Origin of the sequence: Microcoleus sp. A006_D1 (assembly GCF_036702805.1) — a bacterium.
In the GTDB taxonomy this organism is placed as follows: Bacteria; Cyanobacteriota; Cyanobacteriia; order Cyanobacteriales; family Microcoleaceae; genus Microcoleus.
Genome location: NZ_JAUBVZ010000008.1, coordinates 1 through 23,333 on the forward strand (window position 1 = coordinate 1; position 23,333 = coordinate 23,333).

The 23,333-nt window shown below is 44.9% G+C and carries 22 protein-coding genes and 1 tRNA gene; 15 read left to right on the forward strand and 8 right to left on the reverse strand.

Features of this window, described 5'->3' with window-relative positions:
• Positions 1–91: 91 nt before the first annotated feature.
• Complete coding sequence (locus QUB68_RS15955) at positions 92–1,516, reverse strand: pentapeptide repeat-containing protein (RefSeq protein WP_442923096.1); 1,425 nt, start codon at positions 1,514–1,516, stop codon at positions 92–94.
• Between the two features lie 27 nt (positions 1,517–1,543).
• Entirely contained in the window at positions 1,544–3,304 is a 1,761-nt protein-coding gene (ribBA, locus tag QUB68_RS15960; RefSeq protein ID WP_332994151.1) for a bifunctional 3,4-dihydroxy-2-butanone-4-phosphate synthase/GTP cyclohydrolase II, read from the reverse strand.
• 423 nt (positions 3,305–3,727) lie between these two features.
• Between ribBA and QUB68_RS15965 the strand changes: the two genes are divergently transcribed.
• Positions 3,728–3,991: a ribbon-helix-helix domain-containing protein gene (locus QUB68_RS15965; protein ID WP_332994153.1), complete on the forward strand. Its 264-nt coding sequence runs from the start codon at positions 3,728–3,730 to the stop codon at positions 3,989–3,991.
• A gap of 89 nt (positions 3,992–4,080) precedes the next feature.
• Positions 4,081–5,445, forward strand: coding sequence for a DUF4339 domain-containing protein (locus tag QUB68_RS15970; protein WP_332994155.1), 1,365 nt, complete (start codon positions 4,081–4,083; stop codon positions 5,443–5,445).
• 18 nt (positions 5,446–5,463) lie between these two features.
• Here QUB68_RS15970 and QUB68_RS15975 read toward each other — a convergent pair whose 3' ends face one another.
• Together QUB68_RS15975 and QUB68_RS15980 are read right to left on the reverse strand one after the other, a co-directional pair.
• On the reverse strand, positions 5,464–6,048 hold the full coding sequence (locus QUB68_RS15975; protein ID WP_332994157.1) for a hypothetical protein: 585 nt from the start codon (positions 6,046–6,048) through the stop codon (positions 5,464–5,466).
• Positions 6,049–6,099: 51 nt separating this feature from the next.
• Positions 6,100–6,172: transfer RNA gene (locus tag QUB68_RS15980), tRNA-Phe, on the reverse strand.
• Between the two features lie 134 nt (positions 6,173–6,306).
• Between QUB68_RS15980 and QUB68_RS15985 the strand changes: the two genes are divergently transcribed.
• Together QUB68_RS15985 and QUB68_RS15990 are read left to right on the forward strand one after the other, a co-directional pair.
• The gene (locus QUB68_RS15985; protein WP_332994159.1) at positions 6,307–8,982 is read left to right on the forward strand and encodes a glycosyltransferase family 39 protein; all 2,676 of its coding nucleotides are present in this window, start codon (positions 6,307–6,309) and stop codon (positions 8,980–8,982) included.
• A gap of 86 nt (positions 8,983–9,068) precedes the next feature.
• Positions 9,069–10,019, forward strand: coding sequence for a cobalamin-binding protein (locus QUB68_RS15990; RefSeq protein ID WP_332994160.1), 951 nt, complete (start codon positions 9,069–9,071; stop codon positions 10,017–10,019).
• Positions 10,020–10,195: 176 nt separating this feature from the next.
• Here QUB68_RS15990 and QUB68_RS15995 read toward each other — a convergent pair whose 3' ends face one another.
• Together QUB68_RS15995 and QUB68_RS16000 are read right to left on the reverse strand one after the other, a co-directional pair.
• A complete protein-coding gene (locus QUB68_RS15995) occupies positions 10,196–10,507 on the reverse strand; it encodes a DUF2973 domain-containing protein (protein WP_332994162.1) in 312 nt (103 codons plus the stop codon).
• Between the two features lie 155 nt (positions 10,508–10,662).
• The gene (locus QUB68_RS16000) at positions 10,663–10,992 is read right to left on the reverse strand and encodes a DUF2605 domain-containing protein (RefSeq protein ID WP_332994164.1); all 330 of its coding nucleotides are present in this window, start codon (positions 10,990–10,992) and stop codon (positions 10,663–10,665) included.
• Positions 10,993–11,306: 314 nt separating this feature from the next.
• Here QUB68_RS16000 and thrS point away from each other — a divergent pair, with 314 nt between their 5' ends.
• The 3 genes from thrS to QUB68_RS16015 all read left to right on the forward strand — a co-directional run bounded on the left by thrS (position 11,307) and on the right by QUB68_RS16015 (position 14,796).
• Positions 11,307–13,133: a threonine--tRNA ligase gene (thrS, locus tag QUB68_RS16005; protein ID WP_332994166.1), complete on the forward strand. Its 1,827-nt coding sequence runs from the start codon at positions 11,307–11,309 to the stop codon at positions 13,131–13,133.
• Positions 13,134–13,245: 112 nt separating this feature from the next.
• A complete protein-coding gene (locus QUB68_RS16010) occupies positions 13,246–14,034 on the forward strand; it encodes a DUF4058 family protein (protein WP_332994169.1) in 789 nt (262 codons plus the stop codon).
• A gap of 30 nt (positions 14,035–14,064) precedes the next feature.
• Positions 14,065–14,796, forward strand: coding sequence for a DUF4058 family protein (locus QUB68_RS16015; RefSeq protein WP_332994172.1), 732 nt, complete (start codon positions 14,065–14,067; stop codon positions 14,794–14,796).
• Between the two features lie 17 nt (positions 14,797–14,813).
• Here QUB68_RS16015 and QUB68_RS16020 read toward each other — a convergent pair whose 3' ends face one another.
• Both QUB68_RS16020 and QUB68_RS16025 read right to left on the reverse strand, forming a co-directional pair.
• Positions 14,814–15,785 carry an MvdC/MvdD family ATP grasp protein gene (locus QUB68_RS16020; protein WP_332994174.1) on the reverse strand — a complete coding sequence of 324 codons (972 nt, stop codon included), beginning with the start codon at positions 15,783–15,785 and terminating at the stop codon, positions 14,814–14,816.
• Between the two features lie 316 nt (positions 15,786–16,101).
• Positions 16,102–16,344, reverse strand: coding sequence for a hypothetical protein (locus QUB68_RS16025; protein ID WP_332994176.1), 243 nt, complete (start codon positions 16,342–16,344; stop codon positions 16,102–16,104).
• Positions 16,345–16,564: 220 nt separating this feature from the next.
• On the opposite strand from QUB68_RS16025, the gene QUB68_RS16030 reads away from it, so the two are divergent.
• The 8 genes from QUB68_RS16030 to QUB68_RS16065 all read left to right on the forward strand — a co-directional run bounded on the left by QUB68_RS16030 (position 16,565) and on the right by QUB68_RS16065 (position 22,816).
• Complete coding sequence (locus QUB68_RS16030; RefSeq protein ID WP_332994179.1) at positions 16,565–17,563, forward strand: NB-ARC domain-containing protein; 999 nt, start codon at positions 16,565–16,567, stop codon at positions 17,561–17,563.
• A gap of 90 nt (positions 17,564–17,653) precedes the next feature.
• Positions 17,654–17,941 carry a hypothetical protein gene (locus QUB68_RS16035; RefSeq protein ID WP_332994182.1) on the forward strand — a complete coding sequence of 96 codons (288 nt, stop codon included), beginning with the start codon at positions 17,654–17,656 and terminating at the stop codon, positions 17,939–17,941.
• Positions 17,942–18,552: 611 nt separating this feature from the next.
• The gene (locus tag QUB68_RS16040; protein WP_332994184.1) at positions 18,553–18,774 is read left to right on the forward strand and encodes a DUF3285 domain-containing protein; all 222 of its coding nucleotides are present in this window, start codon (positions 18,553–18,555) and stop codon (positions 18,772–18,774) included.
• A 212-nt stretch (positions 18,775–18,986) separates the two neighbouring features.
• Entirely contained in the window at positions 18,987–19,511 is a 525-nt protein-coding gene (ybeY, locus tag QUB68_RS16045; RefSeq protein ID WP_332994187.1) for an rRNA maturation RNase YbeY, read from the forward strand.
• Between the two features lie 160 nt (positions 19,512–19,671).
• Positions 19,672–20,181: a diacylglycerol kinase family protein gene (locus QUB68_RS16050; protein WP_332994189.1), complete on the forward strand. Its 510-nt coding sequence runs from the start codon at positions 19,672–19,674 to the stop codon at positions 20,179–20,181.
• 334 nt (positions 20,182–20,515) lie between these two features.
• A complete protein-coding gene (locus QUB68_RS16055) occupies positions 20,516–21,103 on the forward strand; it encodes an anthranilate synthase component II (protein WP_332994192.1) in 588 nt (195 codons plus the stop codon).
• A 153-nt stretch (positions 21,104–21,256) separates the two neighbouring features.
• Entirely contained in the window at positions 21,257–22,039 is a 783-nt protein-coding gene (locus tag QUB68_RS16060; protein ID WP_332994195.1) for an MBL fold metallo-hydrolase, read from the forward strand.
• A 168-nt stretch (positions 22,040–22,207) separates the two neighbouring features.
• Positions 22,208–22,816 carry a fasciclin domain-containing protein gene (locus tag QUB68_RS16065; RefSeq protein WP_332994196.1) on the forward strand — a complete coding sequence of 203 codons (609 nt, stop codon included), beginning with the start codon at positions 22,208–22,210 and terminating at the stop codon, positions 22,814–22,816.
• Positions 22,817–23,333 lie beyond the last annotated feature (517 nt).

The following is a 23,333-nucleotide window of genomic DNA, read 5'->3' on the forward strand; positions in this document are numbered from 1 at the left end:
CTAATAACTAATAACTAATAACTAATAACTAATAACTAATAACTAATAACTAATAACTAATAACTAATAACTAATAACTAATAACTAATAATCATGACGGTTCAAAGAAACTAGGAGTCAGATTTACATCTGTCAAATCGGTTTCGCTCAAATAAGCGTCGGTCAAAGATACCCCTTTTAAACTTGCGCCTTTGAGGTTTGCACCTTTAAGGTTAGCACCTCTGAGATTAACTCGGAATAAATGAGCATCGCTCAAGTCTACGTCAGTTAAATCTGCTCCCTCCAAATTTACTCTCATCAAATCTGCTTTTCTGAGGTCTGCTTCGTTTAATTTAGCGCCGCTGAGGTCTGCTTTTGTCAAGTCTACACCTCTCAAGTCGGCGCCGCTCAAGTTAGCGAACAGCAAATTAGCTCCGGTGAAATCTGTTTCCCTCAAATCGGCATCGCTCAAATTAGCGCCGCTGAGGTCTGCTCTGGTTAAGTCTACACCCCGGAGGTCGGCAGAACTCATGTTTACTTGGTGCAAAATTGCGCCGCTTAAATCGGCTCCTCTCAAATCTGTTCCTTCCAAGTTTGCACCTTTGAGGTAAGCTTTTTTTAAGCTGGCTCTGCTGAGGTCTACATTTTTGAGATTGACCGAACTTAAGTTAGAATTGCTCAAATTAGCTCCGCTTAAATCTGACCCGTTTAAGTCGGCTCCGGTTAAGTTTACCCCTTGCAGCGATACATTGGGAGCAATTAAATAAGCTCCGCCTAGACTGAGGTCAATGCCTTCTGAAAACAAGGTTTGGTTGCTGTAAACAGCTTTTTCTAAGATGGTGCCGCTCAAACTGGCTTCCCTCAAGTCGGCGCCGCTGAGGTTGGCTCCTGCTAAGTTTGCCCGATCGAGCTTGGCTCCAAATAAAATAGCTTTGTATAAGTTTGTCCGCCGCAAATCGGCTCCTTTTAAATCCGCTTCGGTCAAATCTACCATAATCAGATTTAAGCCCGGGAGCGAAGCATTGGGAGCTAGCAAAATTGCTCCCATTGCGCGTGGGTCAATATCGTCAGGAAAAATTGTCCGGTTGTTGTAGACAGCTTTGTCTAAAATGGCGCCACTCATCTGAGAACCGCGCAAATCTGCTCCGCTGAGGTTGGCTCTGGTTAAGTTGGCTTCGGCGAGATTTGCTCCAACTAAATTTGCCTTGATCAAACTTGCGCCTTTGAGGTTGGCTCCCATGAGTTCGGCTCCTACGAGAGTAGCTTCTCGGAGGACAGCACCAGTTAAATCGGCTCTAGTGAGGTTGGCTAAATTGAGAAATGACTCAGCTAAGTCCGCCCCGCTGAGATTGGCGCGGGTGAGGTCGGCTTCGATCAGGTCTGCATACCTGAGAATAGCGTCGCTGAGATTGGTTTCTCGGAGGTCTGTTCCCCTGAGGTTGGCTCCTCGGAGTTCCGCACCGCCGAGGTTGGTGCCTTTAAGCGGTTGTCCCCTGAGGTCGAGCCGGTGCAGAAAGTCACCAACGTTCATGTCCATGTAAATTTGCCCTTTCTATTCTTGACCCTAGCTTGACATTTCGAGGGCTGAATCGGGAATAGGGGAAAAACTATAGATTGTTTGAGGTTGAAGCCTCGCACATACGGAGGCGACTTGTCCGAGGGGGAAGGTTTCTCGATCGAGCTGGACTTGCAGGGTTTTGAGCGGATCGCCGCCGGAGGAAACCATGAATTCTAATTTTTGCAAATTCGGCTCTGTGCTAATGGAACCTAGAATTTGGGCGATCGCCTTGACGTAAGGATGGTTTGGGTCTTTGTACCAGTCCGGGGCCGCGAGTCCGGCTTGGTCGAAGCCCAGGTGAACGATCGTGGAGCCTTCTCCGAACAGGGCTATACCCACCGGTCTGGCTTCTTCTTTCAGCAATAAATCGTGGTTTGCAGCCAACTGCCGCAGTTTTTCGAGGTGTTCGTACCGATTTTGGATGGCAGAATCTTCCTCTTTTCCTTCTTCCCTCGGACCTCTTCCTTCTTCCTTCTTCCTTCTTCCTTCTTCCTTCGCTGCGTTCCACTGAATTGCCACTGTGATTAAATAAGTTTGCAACAGCATATGACCGAGTTTTTCGGCTTTTGTTGCGAGATAGATGGAGTTGTAATCGTTGGCTTCAATGAGTAGGGGAACGCGATCGACTACTTCAATGCCGTAACCTTTCAACCCGGCGATTTTGCGCGGGTTATTGGTAATTAACCGGATTTTTTGGACTCCCAAATCGTTGAGCATTTGTGCTCCTACGCCGTAGTTTCGCAAGTCGGCGGGAAATCCCAATCGCTCGTTGGCTTCTACCGTATCGTATCCAATATCTTGCAGGGAGTAAGCTTTTAGTTTATTAATCAGTCCAATGCCCCGACCTTCTTGGCGCAAGTAAACTACGATGCCGGAACCGACACTTTCGATCATTTTCAGTGCGGCTTGCAGTTGCATCCGACAGTCGCAGCGCAGGGAACCCAAAGCATCGCCCGTCAAGCATTCGGAGTGTACTCGCACCATCACGGCTTTGTCTTTAAATTCTGCTGGATCGCCTTTAACAACCGCAACGTGTTCGGAGTTGTCTTTGGTGTCGCGGTAGCCGTAAATCATAAACTCGCCAAATTGAGTTGGCAATTTGGTGACTGCTTCGCGGCGGACAAATCGATCGTGCTTGAGCCGGTAGGTAATTAAATCAGCAATGCTGATCAGTTTGAGGTTGTGGGTTTTGGCGTACTCGATTAATTCCGGCAACCTCGCCATCGAACCGTCGGGGTTTTGAATTTCGCAGATGACGCCGCTGGGATACAGCCCGGCGAGTCTGGCGAGGTCAACTGAGGCTTCGGTGTGGCCGGCGCGTTTGAGGACACCACCGTCGATCGCGCGTAGGGGGAAAATATGACCGGGACGACGCAAGTCTTGAGGTTTGGTATCGGGGTGGATCGAAACTTGGATGGTGCGGGCTCTGTCTTCGGCGGAGATGCCGGTGCTGACGCCGTTGACTGCATCGATGCTGACGGTGAATGCTGTTTGGTTGTTGTCGGTGTTTTTGCTGACCATGAGTGGGAGTTCCAGTCGATCGAGTCGATCGCCCGTCAATGCCAAACAAATCAAACCCCGCGCCTGTACAGCCATGAAATTGATATTGTCAGGGGTGGCGAATTGGGAGGCACAAATCACGTCGCCTTCGTTTTCGCGGTTTTCGTCATCGACTACTACCACCATCCGACCTGCTTTCAGGTCTGCGAGGGCGCTGTCAATTGAGTCAAATTGAAAGGATTGTGTGGAGGTGTGGTTATTTGGCACTGAGGAGTTCAAGCTATAAACTGTAATGTTATCGAAATAGAATCTATTGTTGATTGTAGCCTGTTGTTTCCGGCTGGGTGATTCTCCGAGCCAGATGAGTTTAAAACCATTTCCGAGCTTGCTTACTATAGATACTTCTTTTTGTCAATCAAAAAATGACCGGAGTATTTCATGAGTTCGATCGAGATTGCGAGGTTTTTAGGGAAAGAGAAGGATAATTATCTTGACTCTAAATCAGAATTTTTTTGATATTAATACGATCGCTATAGCGCAGTTGAGTTGTTGATTTAGCAATTGTGGCGATGACGAAAACAGCGACAAGCGATCGGATTTGCAATTTTCGGGCACGCTTTTGGGGCGATCGAGAGTGCCCGAATGTAGCGCTATTCTTAAAACATGGATCTGTCTAACAGAGGTGGCGTAATGAATATTACTTTGAGTGCAGAACAGATGCAATTGATCGAGGCACAATTGGCGCAGGGGCAGTTAACTTCGCCCTCCGAGGTAATCACCAAAGCCCTTCAGACTCTGGCGCAAACGCAGAAGCATTATTGGGAGTGGGAGGAGGAAGTGCGTAAGTCAGTTGAGGAGGCAGAGGCGGAACTCTCGCGGGGTGAGGGAATTCCGTTAGAGAGTGCGATCGAGCAATTGCAAGAAAAGTTTCGCAAAGCCCGAGAGGTTCAATGATGAGCCAATGCTTTGTCTGAACACTAAAGCAATTGCCACAGCTCAAGTGTAGTGAGACAATATTGATATCCGCTTCAATTGTCCCTCTCATGAATAACTGGCCGAAGTTCCTCCCCCTTCCTGCATCATGGGCAAAAGGTTTTGCATTAAGCAGTGGCTTTTGGCTGATTGTTTCGGTACTGCTGCCTGGATCTTATTACTACTACTACAGATTTAGCACAGCGTACTGGCGCAGCATCAGCAGCTCTGACTTTGAAGGCGCGATCGCATTTGCTTGGTTGTGCCAAATCCCGTTATTTGCTTTCTACCATTGGGGATTAGCTAAATTTGCTGAGTGGGTGGAAAGTCGCAGCCACAACCAACCGCCGACAATCACAGTATCGCCGTGGCTGCACTGGAGGGAAGGGTTTATCGCATTTGCGACGCTGCCGGCTGCGATCGTCATGGGAATTCCGGCGATCGCCCTTTTGATGCTGCCGCTCAGGGAATCTTCCGGCGCGATGGTTGCTTTAATTTTGGGAACTGCGATCGCATCTGCTTATTTGTATCACTTCCGCTTTGCCAAGCGGCTGAAAATTCTTCTCAAATTGTTATGGATTTTCTATGCAGACCTTCTCAAGATATTAGAACTTTTGTTAGTTCCAACAATCATCGGTACTCCGTTGTTAAAGTTAACTTTTGCGATCGCCCAAATCGCGCCAAAACAGCTCCTGCCGCTGACCACCTTTCTGTTAGTTATTTCCGTAATGCTGAGCGGAATAGTCGGATATGCAGCTTTGCAATATTGGTCGGCGCATTTAGTTAATTGGGCAGCGAAGTGGTGGCCGGCTGACTCTCCTGGTTACAGTCGGATTCAAGCTCGAAAAGCCTGGAAACACAACAAAACAGCAGCCAGCCAATCTTTTGTACGGCATACAACCAGTTGGCATTTAGCGGCTAATGATACTACCTACTTAATTTATTTCAATTTGAGTGCGATCGTAGTCGGTGCGATCGCTTCTGTGCTGTTTGGAGAGCCATCACAATGGTCACAAACAGAAGAAGAGATTTTAGGATCTGGCGTGGCGCTAGTTTGGGTTGGGGTGTGGCATTTTTGGGGATGGCGTCGCGAAGTAGAAATTGCCAGCGGCCAGCCTTCAGTCAAAAAGACCTCGCGCGATCGTAATTTACCCGCTCCCGATCCGGTTGAAGTCGAACTCAACCAGCTTGCAGCCGAGTTCGGCGATGCTCGGATGAGGCCTGTCAGAAAACCGCCGTCAGCAACTAAAAAGCCTAAGTCAGAGCAGGCTCAGTGGTACGTATTCCGCAGCGGTAAAGCCGAGGGGCCTTATACTAAGCGGCAGTTGCGAGATGTGCAGAAGATTACCGATCGCACCAAAGTGCGGCTGGGACAAACCGAGTGGCAGCGCGCTGGTGAAATTCCAGAATTAGCGGCATTTCTCACTCAAAAATAAGGCGCGATCCCGAAACGATTATTCTCGGCGGGGCTGAACACTTCTGTACAGCTTCAAATATTCAGGTCGAACAGATTCATCAATCTCGTCAGCTAAACTTTCAGCCAAGTTGAGAGTTCGGATCAATTCCTGTACGTCCGCCAAATCCTTCAGTCGATCGGGCGCTGTCAATCCCGAAGCCAATTTAAGCTCAATCAGAGTAGTTAACCGAACCACCTTAATCCCGTCTAACTCAACTGAGACGATCGCCGGATCTGGAAAACTAACCGACTTAGGCTTGCCGTCGCCGGGAAACTCCCCCGCTGTGATAATTTCTACTGATACCCCCGTGGCAGCGTCTTTAAACATCTTTGTTGCCCCTGCAAATGCCAGGACAAAACCTCTGCCTACCAGGGACGATCGAAATTCCTCTAGACCTTCAGCAGTCATCAGCAAGTCTACATCTTGAGTCGCTCTGACGTAACCGTGAATAGTTAAAGCCATGCCACCAATTACCGCGTAGTCGATACCAGCCCTGGTGAGTCTATCTTTTAAGTTTGCCAGAGTTTGATATACCTTGCCCTGCTGCATAAAAAATAAGTCGAGTTCGATAATTGATTGCATGGTCGGCATTTTCCTTAAAAAAAAACCCTCAACAATGTGAGGGTTTTGCGATGCCAAGACGGAGATTTGAACTCCGGACACGTGGATTTTCAGTCCACTGCTCTACCAACTGAGCTATCTCGGCTTGTTTTTTTTTCGCTTTACTACCTTAACAGACACATACAGAATTTAGCAAGCACTTTTTCAAAATATTTTTTAGAGCGCCCGGAACCGCCCACCTGTAAGCTAAAAGCTGCAACCTAAAATCCAAAAATCGCTATGGCACTGCAACATCGGGACAGCGGAGGCAAAAGTTGGCTTGTGCTGGGCATAATTTGGCTGCTGGGGGCAATTAGCGATCGCCTCTGGTTTGCCCTCGATCGATCTGTCCCCGCCTGGGATCAGGCAGAATACCTCACGAGCACGCTGAATTACTTGCAGGCATTTCAGCATCCTCAGTGGTTTTCGGGGGATTGGTGGACAAATTTCTGGCTGCTTTCGACGAAAATTCCGCCCTTGGTGTACATCTTAACGGTGCCGTTTCTGCATATTTTTGGGGTTGGGGGCGATCGGGCAACCTTGGTTCATTTATTATTTAGTGCAATTCTGCTCGCCTCAGTCTACAGTCTGGGCGTCAAATTATTTAACCGACAAGTGGGTTTGTGGGCTGCTGCAATTTGCGTTTTGTTACCGGGACTTTATCGGTACCGCTTGCAATTTTTACTCGACTTTCCCCTAACTGCTGCGATTACTTTTTGTTTCTATTGTCTGACAATGTGGAAGCAGGAAGGTTCGGCAGCGGATTTTGTAACGGATGTAACGGATGTAGCGGATGTAACGGATAGCAGAAATCAGGAAAAGGGTAAAAAGTTTTACCTGAGTCGATTATCTTTCTTTTGGGCGATCGCCTTTGGAATTTCTCTCGGTTTATCAATATTAGTCAAACACACTACTGTATTATTTCTGTTTACCCCGATTTTGTGGTTGGCTGTTGGTACTGTGCGGGAAAAAGCTTGGGGAAGTTTAGCTCAATTAACTGGTGCTTTGTTGCTGTCTGCGGCGGTGTTTGGCCCGTGGGCAAAAACTAATTGGCTGTTAATTTTGACTGGGGGTAAACGGGCAACTGTGGATTCTGCGATCGCTGAAGGAGATCCGGGCCTCAATACGATCGACGCTTGGATTTACTATGCTCAACACTTACCCGAACACGTTTCTTGGCCTCTGTTACTGATTCCCTTAGTCGGATTTATACTTTATTATTGCCGAAATAGAGCGGATAGTCGGTCAATCTTGCACCTTAATTCCTGTCGGTGGCTGGCAGTATTTTGGGTGGGAGCTTATTTAATTAATTCCCTAAATCTCAACAAAGACGATCGATATGCGATCCCTTATTTGCCCGTTTTATCTATTTTCCTAGCCTACTGTTTAACGCTGTGGCCTTCTCGTTGGGGGCGACAAATTCGCTGGGGAACAATTGGCTTAGGAATGCTGGCGATGCTGTTCCATATGTGGCCGCTGGGCGGTGGTTTTGGACATAGCTTAGTTCAAATTGTCAGTCCGGGGAATTCAAGCTATCCTTACTTGGGGAAAGAGTGGCCGCACCGAGAGGTAATTGCCGAAATTATCGCTACGGAACCTTATTTGCAATCGACTTTGGGCGTGTTACCTTCGACGCCGGAAATTAATCAGCATAATTTGAATTATTACGGTGCTTTGGCGAATTTTCAGGTTTACGGGCGGCAGGTGGGAACCAATTTAAAGGAAGTGCCGCAAGATGTGCGATCGCTTTCTTGGTTTTTAACTAAAACTGGGCCGCAAGGTTCGATTCGCGAACGGATTAAAAAAGCTCAAAACGCAGCGGTGGCGGCGATTGAAACAGGCGGCAAGTTTAACTTGCAAAAAAGTTGGGTTTTGCCTGACAATACTAATTTGAATCTTTACCGCAAACGATCGCACCCGGTGGAAATACAGCCGTTGCATGAAGCGCGATCGCAAGTACAATTATATCGAGTTACTGTGGCTGCTGCTTCACTACCCGGAGTCCCGCTGCCGGTAACGTATACTTGGTCTGGGCCTTGGCAGCAGTTGCAGTCTGGTTTAGTGTTGGTAACGTGGCAAAATCAGCAGTCTGGCGATATTTCAACGGGAAAGACTTTCAGGATTTTACACGATCGCGCGATCGGCCAAGCAACTTTGCATCCGGGGATGCTCGAAGCGGATAAATTTGCTGTGGGCTTTCGAGTAGTCGATCGCACGGCGATGCTGATTCCTGCTAATATTGCACCGGGAAGGTACACTCTTCAAGCTACTTATCTCAACCGGAAAACCGGCGAAACTTATCCGATTCAGGTGCCGCAGGTAACAGTTAAAATCGACGCAGAACCTGTAGTTATGCGTTCCCAGGCTCCCAGAGGGAACGAAGATGATAAAAAGTTTAAAATCGCCGAGCAAGCCCCTGAAAATGAGGATAAGCCTGAGTTAGATTTAGTGACTCAATTGCGGGAGATGGCGGTTAATTTACCCAAAGGATTGCCCGGTTTAGAACCTGTGTTCGAGCAGATTGGGCGCATCAATCAGTACGATCCAATTCAAGATTATACCGTGCAAGCGGAACAAGCGTTAGAATATCGGCTGAAGCAGGAACCCAATAATCTAGAATTCGCTTATGCTTTGGCATTTTCTAGAGTATTGCAGCAGAATGTCGAAAGTGCGATCGCAGCTTTAGAAAAAGTTACCCAACTCGACTCTCAAAACCCTTATGCTTATGCTTATCTCGCTTTCGTCCAAATTTACGGCTGGCATCCCAAAGCCGCTGAAACAGCCTTAAAACCAGCTCTCGCGCTCAACCCCAACCTCGCGGAAATTAGAGTTTTAAACGGTTTAGCGGCTTTGATGCAAGGCAATCTCATCCAAGCGTGGCAAGATTTGCAATTCTTAAAAAACTTGAAAATCTAACAACTACAGCAGCAGCAAGAAAGCCCTTCGATTTTGCGGGTAAAAACAAGTCTGAACGAATAAGCAACAAAAACTAGGGTTAAATTATGAATCAACTCAGAATTGTCTCGCTCATTCCCAGTGCCACCGAAATTGTAGCAGCTTTAGGATTAACCGATGCAATTGTGGGCCGTTCCCACGAATGCGACTATCCCCCGGAAATCCAAAATTTACCTGTTTGCACTCAGCCCAAATTTAATCCCGAAGGAACTAGCAGCGAAATTCACAACCGCGTGACAGAATTGTTGCAAAATGCGCTGAGCGTGTATAAAGTAGAAATAGATACTTTGGAAAAATTGCAGCCAACTCACATCATCACTCAAGCTCAATGTGAAGTCTGCGCTTGTTCTCTGACAGAGGTTGAACAGGCGGTAAGCACGTTGGTAAATAGCCAGCCGGAAATTATTTCTTTGCAGCCAAATTTGCTGGCAGAAATCTGGACGGATATTGAGCGAGTTGCTGCTGCTTTGGGTGTCGATGCCAAAAGTACGATCGCGCTTTTGCAATCCCGCATCGATGCTATTACATCCAAAATCCCAGCATCATCTATTCTTACCACAAAACAGAGACTTCCGAAAGTAGCCTGCATCGAGTGGATTGAACCTTTGATGGCTGCGGGAAACTGGATTCCCGAATTAGTGGCAATGGCGGGAGGCAATTCGCTGTTTGGCATTGTCGGGGAACATTCCCCGTGGTTAAAATGGGAATCGCTAGTAGAAGCTAATCCCGATGTAATTATTTTCATGCCTTGCGGCTTTGATTTAAACCGCACTCGCAGCGAAGCAATGCAGATAACTAAATACGCAGAATGGCAAGATTTGCAAGCAGTAAAAACCGGGAAAGTTTACATAACTGACGGCAATTCTTACTTTAATCGTCCGGGGCCGAGATTGGTGGATTCGTTAGAAATTTTAGCAGAAATTCTCCACCCGGAAATCTTCGATTTTGGCTTTGGGGAAAAGGGTTGGCAGCGATTTTCAGAAATGCCAGCAGCCTAAAATTTGAACTCTACGAATTCTGAATAGCCCGCTCTACAAATAAGGACACAACATTGTTGTGTCCCTACAGAATATCTTTAAAGCGGCTTAAAATTTAGACTTTTGTTTAAGCTCCCTGATTCATTTTCCGAGTCAATCTCAAATCAAAAATCTCAAATCGACTGGCTGTGCTTGGTTCAGGCTAGTTCGCCTCCTTCGTCGCTGCCGCCGGGAGATGATTTGTAGAGAGCATCTAATTGTTCGCGCGCGTCTTGGACAGTCAGCGAACGCATCACTAACAACGGTTCGTTGACAATATTTCCGTATTCGTCTAATAGTTCGGGATGGGGTACGGCTTGAGAGCGAGGATAGGATGCGTAGCGATTATTTGCCCTGAATTGTTGAGGGCGTTGGGATTCCATACCTACGCTGACTAGACTGCGGATTAAGTTACTGACAGCCAAAAATGCCAGAACGGTGAAAGCTAAAATATAAAGCAGGTGTAACATTATTTTCTCCTCCGGGCTAAACAGCCACAGCAATTTACAAATGTGTTTCAGCAAGTAATAACTTATTAACTGGAAATCGGTTTGAGTTTGTCAAGTCGGCCGCGACTTTCCCAAGGTTTGAGATGAGACTGCGGGTTTAACTGTAACTCGCCTTCTTATTTTCCAGGGGGAGCTGACTGCCACGAGCGAAAGCGCGCCGATACTTGCCAGCATTCGGCGAGCAGTTTGTGCCACGGCATGAGTGCTGCGGTTTCAATCCCAACTTGACCTCCAGTTGCTTGAAATAGGGCTTTAGCTGCGCCTACTTCTTGCTGAGCCTGTTTGACTCGCGCCAGCAAGTCGGATTGAGCTTCGCCGCTCAAAAAATGAATTTCCTCAGTTTCTAAGAGGTTGCTCGATCGCTCGAACCAGTAATTAAAATCCTCTAACAGCGGTTCCAGTAACGCTTTGAGCAATTCTGATTCCGGCAAATTGGAATTAAGCATGGATTAAAATTGAGTTATTTATCTATTATAACCTTAAGGGTGGTTTACAAAAATTAACATATTTTTAACAAAAATTCAATAATTCACAAAAATTAGCAGGTGGGCGTGAATAAAATTAACAGTGTCAGCAGCTCTTGTAGGGTGCGTCAGCGGGCTGAATGTGACTACCCCAGGCTAAAGACTGTGCCCCGCTGACGCACCCTACGGTTAGTTAGCACTCCTTTAAGAGTCCCCCAGCGGCAAGTCGGCGGTTGCTGTCCCATTCTGAGTAAGATAGAAGCAACTGCAACTCTCATTAATTGCTAATTCAGCCGATGTCTAGCTCAGAATCCATGAACGCTCCAGAAGAGTCCGTTAAGATTGAGTTGCCCCGCACGAGTGAGTCGGAACAACTAAAAAAAATTCGCCACACCACATCTCACGTTATGGCGATGGCGGTACAGAAGTTATTTCCCAAGGCCCAAGTCACAATTGGCCCTTGGATTGAAAACGGTTTCTATTACGATTTTGATTGCCCCGAACCTTTTACCGAAAAGGATCTCAAGGCAATTAAAAAAGAAATGATCAAAATCATCAACCGCAAATTGCCTGTAACTCGGGAAGAAGTCAGCCGCGAGGAAGCGGAGCGCAGAATTAAGGAGATAAACGAACCTTACAAGTTAGAAATTTTGGCAGGTTTGATTGAACCGATTACTCTTTACCATTTGGGTGACGAATGGTGGGATTTGTGCGCTGGGCCCCATTTGGATAATACCAGTGAAATCAATGGCAGGGCGATCGAGCTAGAAAGTCTCGCGGGCGCGTACTGGCGCGGCGACGAAACCAAAGCTCAGTTGCAGCGCATTTACGGCACTGCTTGGGAAACACCCGAACAGTTAGAAGCATACAAGCACCGCAAAGAAGAAGCATTAAGGCGAGATCACCGCAAACTCGGCAAAGAATTAGGCTTATTTATTTTTGCCGATGCAGTTGGCCCCGGTTTGCCGCTGTGGACGCCCAAAGGCACGATTTTGAGAAGTATTTTAGAAGATTACTTGAAACAAGAACAAATCAAGCGCGGCTACTTGCAAGTTGTGACACCGCACATCGCAAGAGTCGATTTGTTCAAAATTTCGGGACACTGGCAGAAATACAAAGAAGATATGTTTCCGCTGATGGCAGAAGATGAGGAAGCTGCTGCAAATGAACAGGGTTTTGTGATGAAACCCATGAACTGCCCTTTTCACATTCAAATTTACAAAAGCGAGTTGCGTTCCTATCGCGAACTGCCGATGCGCTTAGCCGAATTCGGCACAGTTTACCGCTACGAACAATCGGGAGAATTGGGCGGTTTAACGCGAGTGCGCGGTTTTACGGTGGATGATTCCCACTTGTTTGTCACGCCGGAACAGTTGGATGCTGAATTCTTGAGTGTGGTGGATTTGATTCTGTCAGTATTCAAGAGTCTGCAACTGAAGAATTTCAAGGCGCGTTTGAGTTTCCGCGATCCGAACAATTTAGAGAAATACATCGGTTCCGATGAAGCTTGGGAAAAAGCGCAAGGTGCCATCCGCCGCGCGGTAGAAACTTTGGGAATGAATTATTTTGAGGGAATTGGGGAAGCGGCTTTTTACGGCCCGAAACTCGATTTCATTTTCCAAGATGTGTTGGATAGAGAATGGCAATTAGGAACTGTTCAGGTAGATTACAATTTGCCCGAACGTTTTGATTTGGAATACGTTGCTGAAGACGGCACTCGCAAGCGTCCGGTGATGATTCACCGCGCTCCTTTCGGTTCTTTGGAGCGCTTAATCGGGATTTTGATCGAACAGTATGCGGGGGATTTCCCGATATGGTTAGCGCCGATTCAGGTGCGGTTGTTGCCTGTTAGCGAGGATTTTTTGCCGTTTGCTAAGGAAGTAGAAGCGAGGATGAAGGCGCTGAATATTCGCGCGGAAGTTGAGAGTAGTGAGCGTTTGGGCAAGTTGATTCGCAATGCTGAGAAGGATAAAATTCCGGTGATGTGTGTTGTGGGTGCGAAGGAGGTTGAGGCGAATAGTTTGAATGTTCGGACTCGTGCTTCTGGGGAGTTGGGGGCGATTTCGGTTGATGATGCGATCGGGAGGTTGCAGGCTGCTATTAGTAGTTATGGCGATTTTTAGGGGAGTTTTTTAACCGCAGATGCACGGGGATTAACGCAGATGATAGTTTGATATTGTCTGCGTTTTTCTAATCTATCGGGTAAAATGATAGTAGTAAACGGGAGGTAAGATCATGCCTAATCCTTTTCCGGGGATGAATCCCTATTTAGAAAGTCCTGACTTTTGGCCCCAAGTACATCACTTGCTAATTAGTAGCATTTTTGAATCATTAGTACCGCAGTTGCTGCCAAGATATATCGTCGATATTGAAAAAAGAGTTTATGAGATTAGCGGGGAAAATCCCCTATTAGTGGGGATTCCTGATGTCACCGTGCAGCGCTCTCCAATTCAAACAAACCCTACTTCTTCTAATATCGCAGTTGCCGCACCACCTGTGACAGCTTTGAAAGTAAGAGTGCCAGTACCTGTCGAATGTAGGGAAGCCTATCTAGAGGTGCGAGATACAGAAACTAGGGAAGTTGTGACAGTGATTGAAGTGCTGTCACCCGCCAACAAGCGTCCTGGGAAAGGGCGAGAAATGTATGAAGAAAAGCGAGAAAAGGTGTTTGGTAGTCGGACTCATATGATAGAGATTGACTTGCTACGAAGTTACCAACCTCTACCAGTTTTTGGGAACGAGATTGAGGCAAATTATCGAATTTTGATAAGTCGGGCAAATCAAAAGCCTTTGGCAGATTTGTACCTTTTCAATTTACCCAATATGATTCCTCAATTTCCATTGCCTTTGCGCGCGGGTGATGCGGAACTAATTGTAGATTTACAAGCGTTATTAAATGGGGTTTACGATCGCGCCGCCTATGATTTTAGAATCGATTATACTGCCGAACCAGTGCCTGCGCTGTCGGAACCGGATGCTGTTTGGGCTGATGCTTGGTTGCGGGAGACGGGAGTGAGAGGTTAATGTAGTGGAAAATTTCAACAATATATTACTATGCCTAATCCATTTCCGGGGATGAATCCCTATTTAGAAAGTCCTGACTTTTGGCGGGCGGTTCACAATCGGTTGATAGTAGCGATCGCAGATTTTTTGACTCCGCAACTGCTGCCTAAGTATTTAGTGGACATCGAACAAAGAATTTATCAAATCAGCGGGGAAGATGCTTTATTGGTCGGTATTCCCGATGTGGCCGTACAGCGATCGCCAATTCCAGCAACTCCTAGCACTGGAAATGTCGCTGTCATCGCGCCGCCTGTGACGGCTTTGAGAGTGAGAGTGCCTACAACGGTGGAAGTTAGAGAAAGTTATTTGCAGGTAATAGAACAGGAAACTAAGAAAGTAGTTACAGTAATAGAAGTGCTTTCGCCGACGAACAAGCGCGGCAAAGGGCGGGAGATGTATGAGGAAAAACGGTATAAGGTGTTCGGAAGTCGATCGCACTTAGTGGAAATTGACTTGCTGCGAAGTTACCAACCTTTGCCTGTTTTTGGGAATGATATTGAGGGAAGTTATCGGATTTTGGTGAGTCGGGGAGATTGTCGCCCTATGGCTGATTTGTATTTGTTTAATCTACCGGATGCAATTCCGGCTTTTCCTTTGCCTTTGCGTGGCGGCGATGTGGAACCAATTGTGGATTTACAGGCGTTGTTGAATACGGTGTACGAGCGCGCCGGATATGATTTTACGATCGACTATACCGCACAACTTTCACTCGTCGAAGGGTGAAGCCCAAAAAACAGTAATCAAGCATCAAGATAGCTTATTAATAAATTACAAATCTCTTCCGTTAATGGTATTTTTGTTTCTATTTCTAGCCAAAGGTATTGACCAAAAGGATTATTTTCTAAAAACACATATTCATTCTTGGGAGTCACAATAAAATCCATCGCCCCATATAATAGTTTTTGCTCCTCCAAAAAATCGATGCAGAATTTTTCTATTTTTGCCGGTAGTTCAAAGATAGAATGTGGATTAATTTGAGTATGGAGTCGCCAATCAATTTTGGTCTCTTCATGGGCTTGTGAATCAATTTTGATTGCAAATACCTTTTTACCAATAATTGTAATCCTTAATTCAAAAGCTTTTTCGATATATTCTTGCAATTGAGTAGGTGATAAAGAAATGTTTTTATAGACTTTATAAAAATCATCTTTGCCAATCTTTCTTGACGGTATTCCTTGATTCATACCGTTGATTGTTACATTTCCAGTATAAATGGTTTTAACTAAGACCTCTTCTCCGCACTCTATAAAAAACTCTTTGGCTGTTTCTGGCTGTGTTGTTATCAGTGTTTTGGGAATTTTGACCCCGTATTTATTAGCCAGTAAAAGTTGTTGAAATTTAACTTTCGCTTGATTGGCGATCAATGGATCGTTTATCCATTTTATACTGGGTATAGAGTATAGTGTATTGACAAAAGCCTTTGTTTCTGAAACTATAAACTGTTCCTCTGTAGATTCAGCAATTTTACCAAAAAAATCAAAGTCAGGTTTTCTCAACCATGCTACTTTTAGTTTTGCTAAATTTAATATTCTACCAAGTTCGTCAGTAATCTCTCCATTCCATAAACCATTTTCATCAATGTAAAGATTTACCTGATATTTCCGAAGCAAATCTTCTGAATTTAATCTAAAAACTTCAATATCTTTTTTATGTAGTTTTCTGATAACTTCATCAGTGTGTGTATCCTGCTTGTTCGTAAAAATTAATATCATATTTTAATTTGTAATCTCGTTTTGGGGTGATGAATCAGATATAGCCTTTCTCAGAAAGATGAGGTACGACTGGGCATAGGGCATAGGGCATAGGGCATAGGGCTATGGGCTATGGGCATACCTCACTTTTTTGAGAACCGCTATATGTTGGTTAATTAATATTTATGCGGTATCCAAATCAGGATTTTACTACTTACGATAGCTAACAGCTTAAAGCGGGACGATAGAATGCTTCGCACCCTACCGTACCGTATAATCTATCTTATTTTATGCAGAAAGCCATGATAATGGTCTTCACCTAATGAAAATTTCAGCTTTAAGTATCAGATTGCTCTGAATCATCTTTACCCGAAAGAAGGCCGCTATATGTATCATCATATGTCAATGAAGTACCAGCATATATCGGAATATTCGATGTTTGAGTTTCAGGATCATAGGATTGTTTTAGTATCTCTGAACCCTTAATCGCTTCATCATACAATGCTTGGTCGAGCCTTTCTACAAAACTTAGGGTAAAAGGCACTGATGTTGCTGTTTCATCACAAATTTGTGTTTTCATGTGATTTATTCTTGAAAATTGGTTAACATTTAAGATTGTAATTTATAGTTTTTAGATTAGAGTGGCATTTAGTGGCTAAATTAGTATAGGGGGATTTGGTGTGATATAGTGGGTTTGAGTGGCGCTGTTTAGCTCTATTTTTACAAAACTTAACTTTTAGTGGCAAAAAGTGGGTTTTGGTGGCTAAACTAAAAAGATTGAGTCAGGTTAAAAAATATTTATGGACATTCAAGAATTGTCAAAATCGACCGATGACCAGGTATTCGCTAAAACAGGACAACATCTTGATTCTTTACAAAAATCTATATTAGAAAGTGTTTTACAACGTCAAAATTTTCAAAAAATTGCGGTAAATAATGGGTATAGTTATGATCATGTTAAAAAAGAGGGTGCAAAATTATGGAAACTTCTCTCTGAGGTTTTTCAAGAAGATATTAAACAAGGGAATGTGCGTTCTCTTTTAGAAAATAAAGCGGGATCTACTATCTACAGTTTTCTTAATTATCCACAGATTAATAGTAATAATATTAGTAATAGTCATATAAATATTTGTAGAGAAAACTCCCAATCTTTAGAAGATATAGAAAAGCGATCGCGCCATCCCCAAACGGAAAATCAATCCCCAATAGTTGATCTAACAACAGCGCCAGAATTAAACTATAATTATGGGCGTAATTCAGAAATTTCCACTCTTAAAGAATGGATTTTAGAAAATAAGACTAAATTAATCACAATTTATGGATTGAGTGGTATCGGAAAAACAGCTTTAACCCTGAAATTAATCTCAGAAATTAACACACAATTCGATTATATTATTTATCGCAGTCTTGAGCATTTGCCTAAACTGATCAATCTTAAAGATGAACTTAAACAGTTTTTTTCTCAATCCCAATCAACTCCATTACCTGAAGTAATAGATTATTTTCGCTCATCTCGTTGTTTAGTAATTATTGACGACCTGGAGAATATTTTTAAAACTGGTAACTTAGCGGGTCAGTATTTAACAGACTATAAAGATTATTGTAAATTTTTTCAGCAAATTGCTACCTTATCTCATCAAAGTTGTTTAATTTTAATTAGTTGGGAAAACCCTGGTGAAATAGAGACTTTAGAAAAAGAAAACAAACATACAAGAGTATTACAACTTCAAGGATTAGGAGAAGAAGCCAAAGAAATCTTGAGACAAAAAGATTTACAAGATGAGGAAAGATGGGATTAATTAATAACACTATATCAAAGTCATCCGGCTTGGTTAAATATTATTGCTTCAACACTTGTAGAGTTCTTTGACGGGAAAGTTTTCCTTTTTATGACAGGTGAAAATGAGTTGTTTTTAGGTGACATAGAAACCTATTTAGAATCGCAGTTAGAGCGGTTATCAGAATTAGAAAAAAATGTGATCAGCTGGCTAGCCAATCAAGATGAACCGATAGATATTTCCCAAAAACCCGCTAATATGGAAGTATCTCAAGCTAAATTTATGCACATTATACAATCTTTAACCAGACGCTGTTTAGTAGAAAAAGTTCCCAAAAAAGAGCTAGCAAAATTTCAGCTAAATTCTATTTTTAAAGCACATATTAAGAGTAATTTTTAGTAAAATAAGTTGATAACTGATATTGAAATTTTTACATAAAAAATAAAATTTTTTGTTAATCTGCGCCCCGATTTTGATGACGCTCCCGATTGAGAACAAAGAATAACTCTTGTCCCCACCTTATTAAGGCTACCGTGTACACACAACTCCTACAAACCTGGCTGTGTCTGACACAACCCTTAGTAGGCAAGGTTTTTAGATGAGCGAAGTTTTTATCAATAGTTTTAAATTATTGATAATGGTTGACGGAAAATCAAGGATTTCAAAAATAAATTTCCGTTTTTTCCATCATTTGATTTCCAACTCGACTTGTGTGTACACCGTAGCCTTAAAGAAGGGGGGGACAAGAGTATTCTCAAAGTCCCCCTTGCTTTCAGGGGATTTAGGGGGATCTCCATTTGAAAATATGGTTTAGTTAAGACTGATCCCCCCTAACCCCCCTTAAAGAAGGGGGGGACAAGAGTATTCTCAAAGTCCCCCTTGCTTTCGGGGGATTTAGGGGGATCTCTATCCGAAACCTAAAAAAAACTACACAAAACGTTACATTTTTGTTAACATCGTGGCGAGTCTGTGCTCAGCAGCCTCTCTGTTAACCTCCTAAACTAACCACTATGAATCAACCTCCCTCAACAACTCCCGCCTCCGAAGAGCTCGCCCCCGAAACTGCGACACCGCCGACAAACAATGCACCTCCACCGAGTTATGTCAAGCTGGCGATGCGGAATATGGTTCGCAAGCGGGCGACTTCTTTGTTTCATTTTGCTTTGACGGCGGGTGGACTTTTGGGCGTACTCGTCGGTTTGGCTTTTCTCGATCATTATTTCAACTCTTAGAATACCCGGCGGTTGAAACCGCGTCGATACAGACAAAACCCGCCTCCGCGGGTTAAATACCGCGCCGTTTGATGTGATTGTGCGATCGAACCGTTGCAATGTTCAACAGATTCCTGTAATCTGCCTGCTAAAAGCAAAAAGTCTATTAGCCCGATCGCACACTCTCAAATTGTAAAAAAATTGAATATATTGCTTGACAAGAGATGCGAAAAATGCTAATCGAGGTGAACGTCGAAGACTGTTATGGACTCGCCGACGCTGACAACCGCCCGGAAAATCAACCCAGCGGGGAGATTGCCGCCGAAACCTGGGAACATTGGTTTAGCGTTTGGCTGAAAAACCAGGAGGCGGATGTGCCAGTGGCTCCCGGCTATGAAGTCAGTCTGCGTTTAACCGCCGATCCGGATATCCAAGCCCTCAACGCCCAGTACCGCCAGCTCGATCGACCTACCGATGTATTAGCTTTTGCAGCTTTAGAGGTAAACTGTCCTCAGCTAGAGGAAATGCAGTCATCCGAGCCATTATACTTGGGTGATATCGTGATTTCGATCGATACAGCCCAGCGACAAGCCCAGCAGCAAGGACATCCCCTGAAGACCGAACTAGCTTGGCTGGCATCCCACGGTTTTCTACATCTTTTGGGGTGGGATCACCCGGATGAAGCAAGTCTGACTGAAATGCTCGATCGACAAGAAACATTGTTGCGCGCGATCGGTCTTGAGATCCAAACACCATAACTGAGGTTGATACTGATTTAATCAATCATGCCAAGGCCAACATAAATCTCTAAAATTACATCAAAACTTTACCAAAAGCTGAGGAAAGTTACCTAGACTTGATGAAGTGAATTTTACAAGTCTAGCTTGAATTCATCTTTGTAACTTAAAGTTGGTTGTTATGACAATAGATAGACCGTCAATTTCACCAAACATCCCACCGTTTGCGATCATGCCTCAAGACTCTTCGAGCCCGACAGTCCACGAGTCAAAAAAGCCCTTGAAATACAGACGAGAACTGTCCTGGAAAATCGCCTCTAGTTTAGCTACGAGTTTCAGATACGCTTGGGGTGGGCTGACTTATGCCTTTGAAACTCAGCGCAATTTTCGGATTCACACTATTATTGGCACTTTGGCGATCGGACTCGGACTGTTTTTGCAGCTAAAACCTGTAGAAATATCTGTGATCGGTGTCACAATTGGCATAGTTTTAGCAATGGAATTGTTAAATACGGCGATCGAATCGGTGGTAGACTTGACTGTCGGGCAATCTTACCACGAACTCGCCAAAATTGCCAAAGACTGCGCTGCCGGAGCCGTTCTGGTATCCGCAATGGCTGCGGCAATTGTCGCTGCTGCACTTCTGCTTCCTGCGTTGTGGGCGGTGGTTCAAATTGCGATCGTCCGTTAAGTAAATGAGTGGAAAAATACATAAGTATGTCCGAAGAGAGTGAAACGAAGTGAAGCGCAGCATAAGCCCTTCGGGCAGGCTTCGCCAACGCAGAGGTTATGATAGCAATACACATTCTGTTACACAGCAAGGTTCATTTCCGCCTATCTACTTAGTAACTTATGGGCCAGGCAAATTTTAGGTTTTAGATGACCAATTTGAGATTTTTGGTTTTATTCCTACATATTGCAGCTATTTTAATCTTGGGCATCTATCTAAAATCTTCAAACTATTGCATTCAGGCAGCGACTCAATCTAAAATCTAAAATCTCAAACCTAAAATCCAACTTAACCCGTGATTATAGTCATCGATAACTACGACAGTTTTACATACAATTTGGTACAGTATCTAGGAGAACTCGGTGCTGAGTTACCCGTAGCCAGCGAAGTCCAAGTCTACCGTAACGACCAAATTTCCTTAGCAGAAATTCGCCGATTGCAGCCCGCAGCAGTGGTAATTTCTCCAGGCCCAGGGCGGCCGGAAGATGCGGGAATTTCCCTGGAATTAATCAAAGAATTGGGGCCGACTCTACCAATTTTAGGCGTGTGTCTCGGACATCAAAGTATCGGTCAAGTATTTGGTGGCAAAATTGTTTCTGCACCCGTGTTGATGCACGGCAAAACTTCTCAGGTAGAACACGCAGGAGTCGGGGTTTTTGTGGGAGTGGAATCGCCGATGATTGCAACTCGCTATCATAGTTTGGTAATTGAAAAGCAGAGTTGTCCAGAAGTTTTGGAAATTACGGCTTGGGTGGAAGACGGAACGATTATGGGCGTGCGGCATCGAGAATATCCGCACATTGAAGGCGTACAGTTTCACCCGGAAAGTATTTTGACGACTTCGGGAAAGCAGTTATTGCGAAATTTCTTAAAAAGACTTTAAGAAGCAAGAAGGCTCTTCGGTTCGTAGTGCTGTTAATCGATCGCGCACAATATAAATCTAAAATCTAAAATCTAAAATCTAAAATCGACTCACTGTGTTTTATGGTATAACAACAAACGACCAACGACCAACACCCGATAACCCAACCACAAGATGAAACGGCGACAATTAATACGTTACGCACAGACGGGTTTGCTAGCAGCTTTGGCGACTGGTTTGCCATCTGGATGGGAAAGCTATCAAGCTCAAACTGCTGATTCTTTATCGGTTAAGTGGTTGGGGCACACTTGCTTTTTGTTTACAGGAGGCGGTGCGAGGGTGCTGGTGAATCCTTTTCGCCCCCTGGGCTGTACGGCTGGCTACCGCTCTCCTAAAGTACCTACAGATTTGATTCTGATTAGCAGCCGGTTGCTCGATGAAGGGGCGGTAGACGGATTTTCGGGCAATCCCGGTCTTTTGTACGAACCGGGCGCTTATCGATCGAACGGGCTCAGGATTCAAGGGATTCGCACGCAGAAAGACCGTGAGGGAGGACGGCGGTTTGGGGTGAACGTGGCTTGGCTGTGGCAGCAAGCTGGTATTAAGATTTTACACTTGGGTGGAGTGGCAGGGCCGATCGGCATTGAAGAACAAATCTTGATCGGGCGCCCGGATATCCTGCTGATTCCCGTGGGCGGAGGGCCGAAAGCTTACACTCCGGCGGAAGCGAAGCAAACTGTGCAACTTCTCAAACCAAAGATGGTGATTCCCACGCATTTTAAAACGCCAGCCGCCGATGCTGCTGCGTGCGATTTAGTGCCGCTAGATGAATTCTTGGCCCTGATGGATGGTACACCAGTACGAAGATTGGATCAGGATACGATTTCGATCAAATCCGCTGACTTACCCCAAACAGGTTCGGTGATTGAGGTTTTGAGTTACAGATTTAGCGGTTGAGCCTCTTTTTCCCTAAGCTTGCGTTATAGTTAGGGAGTTTTGGTCGATCGGGAATGCCAGGGAATTTTCTCTCTACCTTAGCCTCTGGCAACCTTACCTTTTGTGGAGATTTGGCTAACACAAGAATTCATGTTCACTGTTTTATTGTCATAAGGAAATGCAAGCGTAATGAAAAATTCAAATGTACCTAGCTGGATGAAACAACTTACAGGTTTTGCAGGAGTAATCGGCGCTAGCGCGTTGATTGGTTTCCCGGCTTGGGCTCACATCAACTCCAATACCAATGTTGCTACTGCAACCCCAACTCAACAAGTTGCAGGAAATGTGAAAACCCCTAACGCACCGGAAAAAGTTGCTGCTGCTAACGATATTGTCGCTATTGCATCTGGCGACCCTCAATTCAAGACATTGACAAAGGCTTTGGGAGCAGCAGGTTTGGTTACAACCTTGCAAGGAAAAGGCCCTTTCACTGTTTTTGCACCGACAGACGCGGCATTTGCTGCTGTGCCAAAAGCAACGTTGGATGATTTGCTCAAACCAGCAAATAAAGCCAAACTTGTTAAGGTTTTGACTTACCACGTTGTTCCTGGTGCGGTTTTATCTACTAGCCTGAAATCCGGCGATGTTAAAAGTGTTGAAGGTACCTCGCTGAAGGTGGCAGTTGCAGCAGGCAAAGTTACTGTTAGCGGCGCTAATGTTGTGAAAGCTGATATCAAAGCTAGCAACGGCGTTATTCACGTAATTGATAAGGTTTTAATCCCGGGTGATGCCAAGTAGGACTAGCGTTTTTTTGGATCGAATGATATCAGGTTTGCTTAAATAAACGCCAAGTAAGGACACGGCGCCGTGCCTTTGGGAAAGTGTTAACTTAAGCTGAAGTTCCGCTGAGAGCGGAACTTTAGCTTCAGGGAGCGCTGTTGGCGGTAGCTTCCCAAAAGCCTTCCGGCGATGGACTGAGTTCTAGCAGCCAGCGCGAGTGCTACTAGCAGCCGAGGAAAACTCAAGGTTTTAGGCTTGGGTGAGAAAAACTTAAAACTGCGATCGCGATATCAAGGGCCAACAACCGATACTTATGGCACTGATATCAAATAGCTTAAGGATAGTATAATGCAAGATATCCGCCAGCGGTGTCGGCGCGAGTCTCAATGGTGGGACTGGCGCTGACCCGAAGTCGGTCTGAATAGATGAGTTAGCGTCAAAACCAAGACGTAAAAACAGGTGTTTATAAGTCAATACGCTTGGGATCATACAGTGCGGTCGGCAATACCTGTGAAAAACAGATACTGCGATTGCT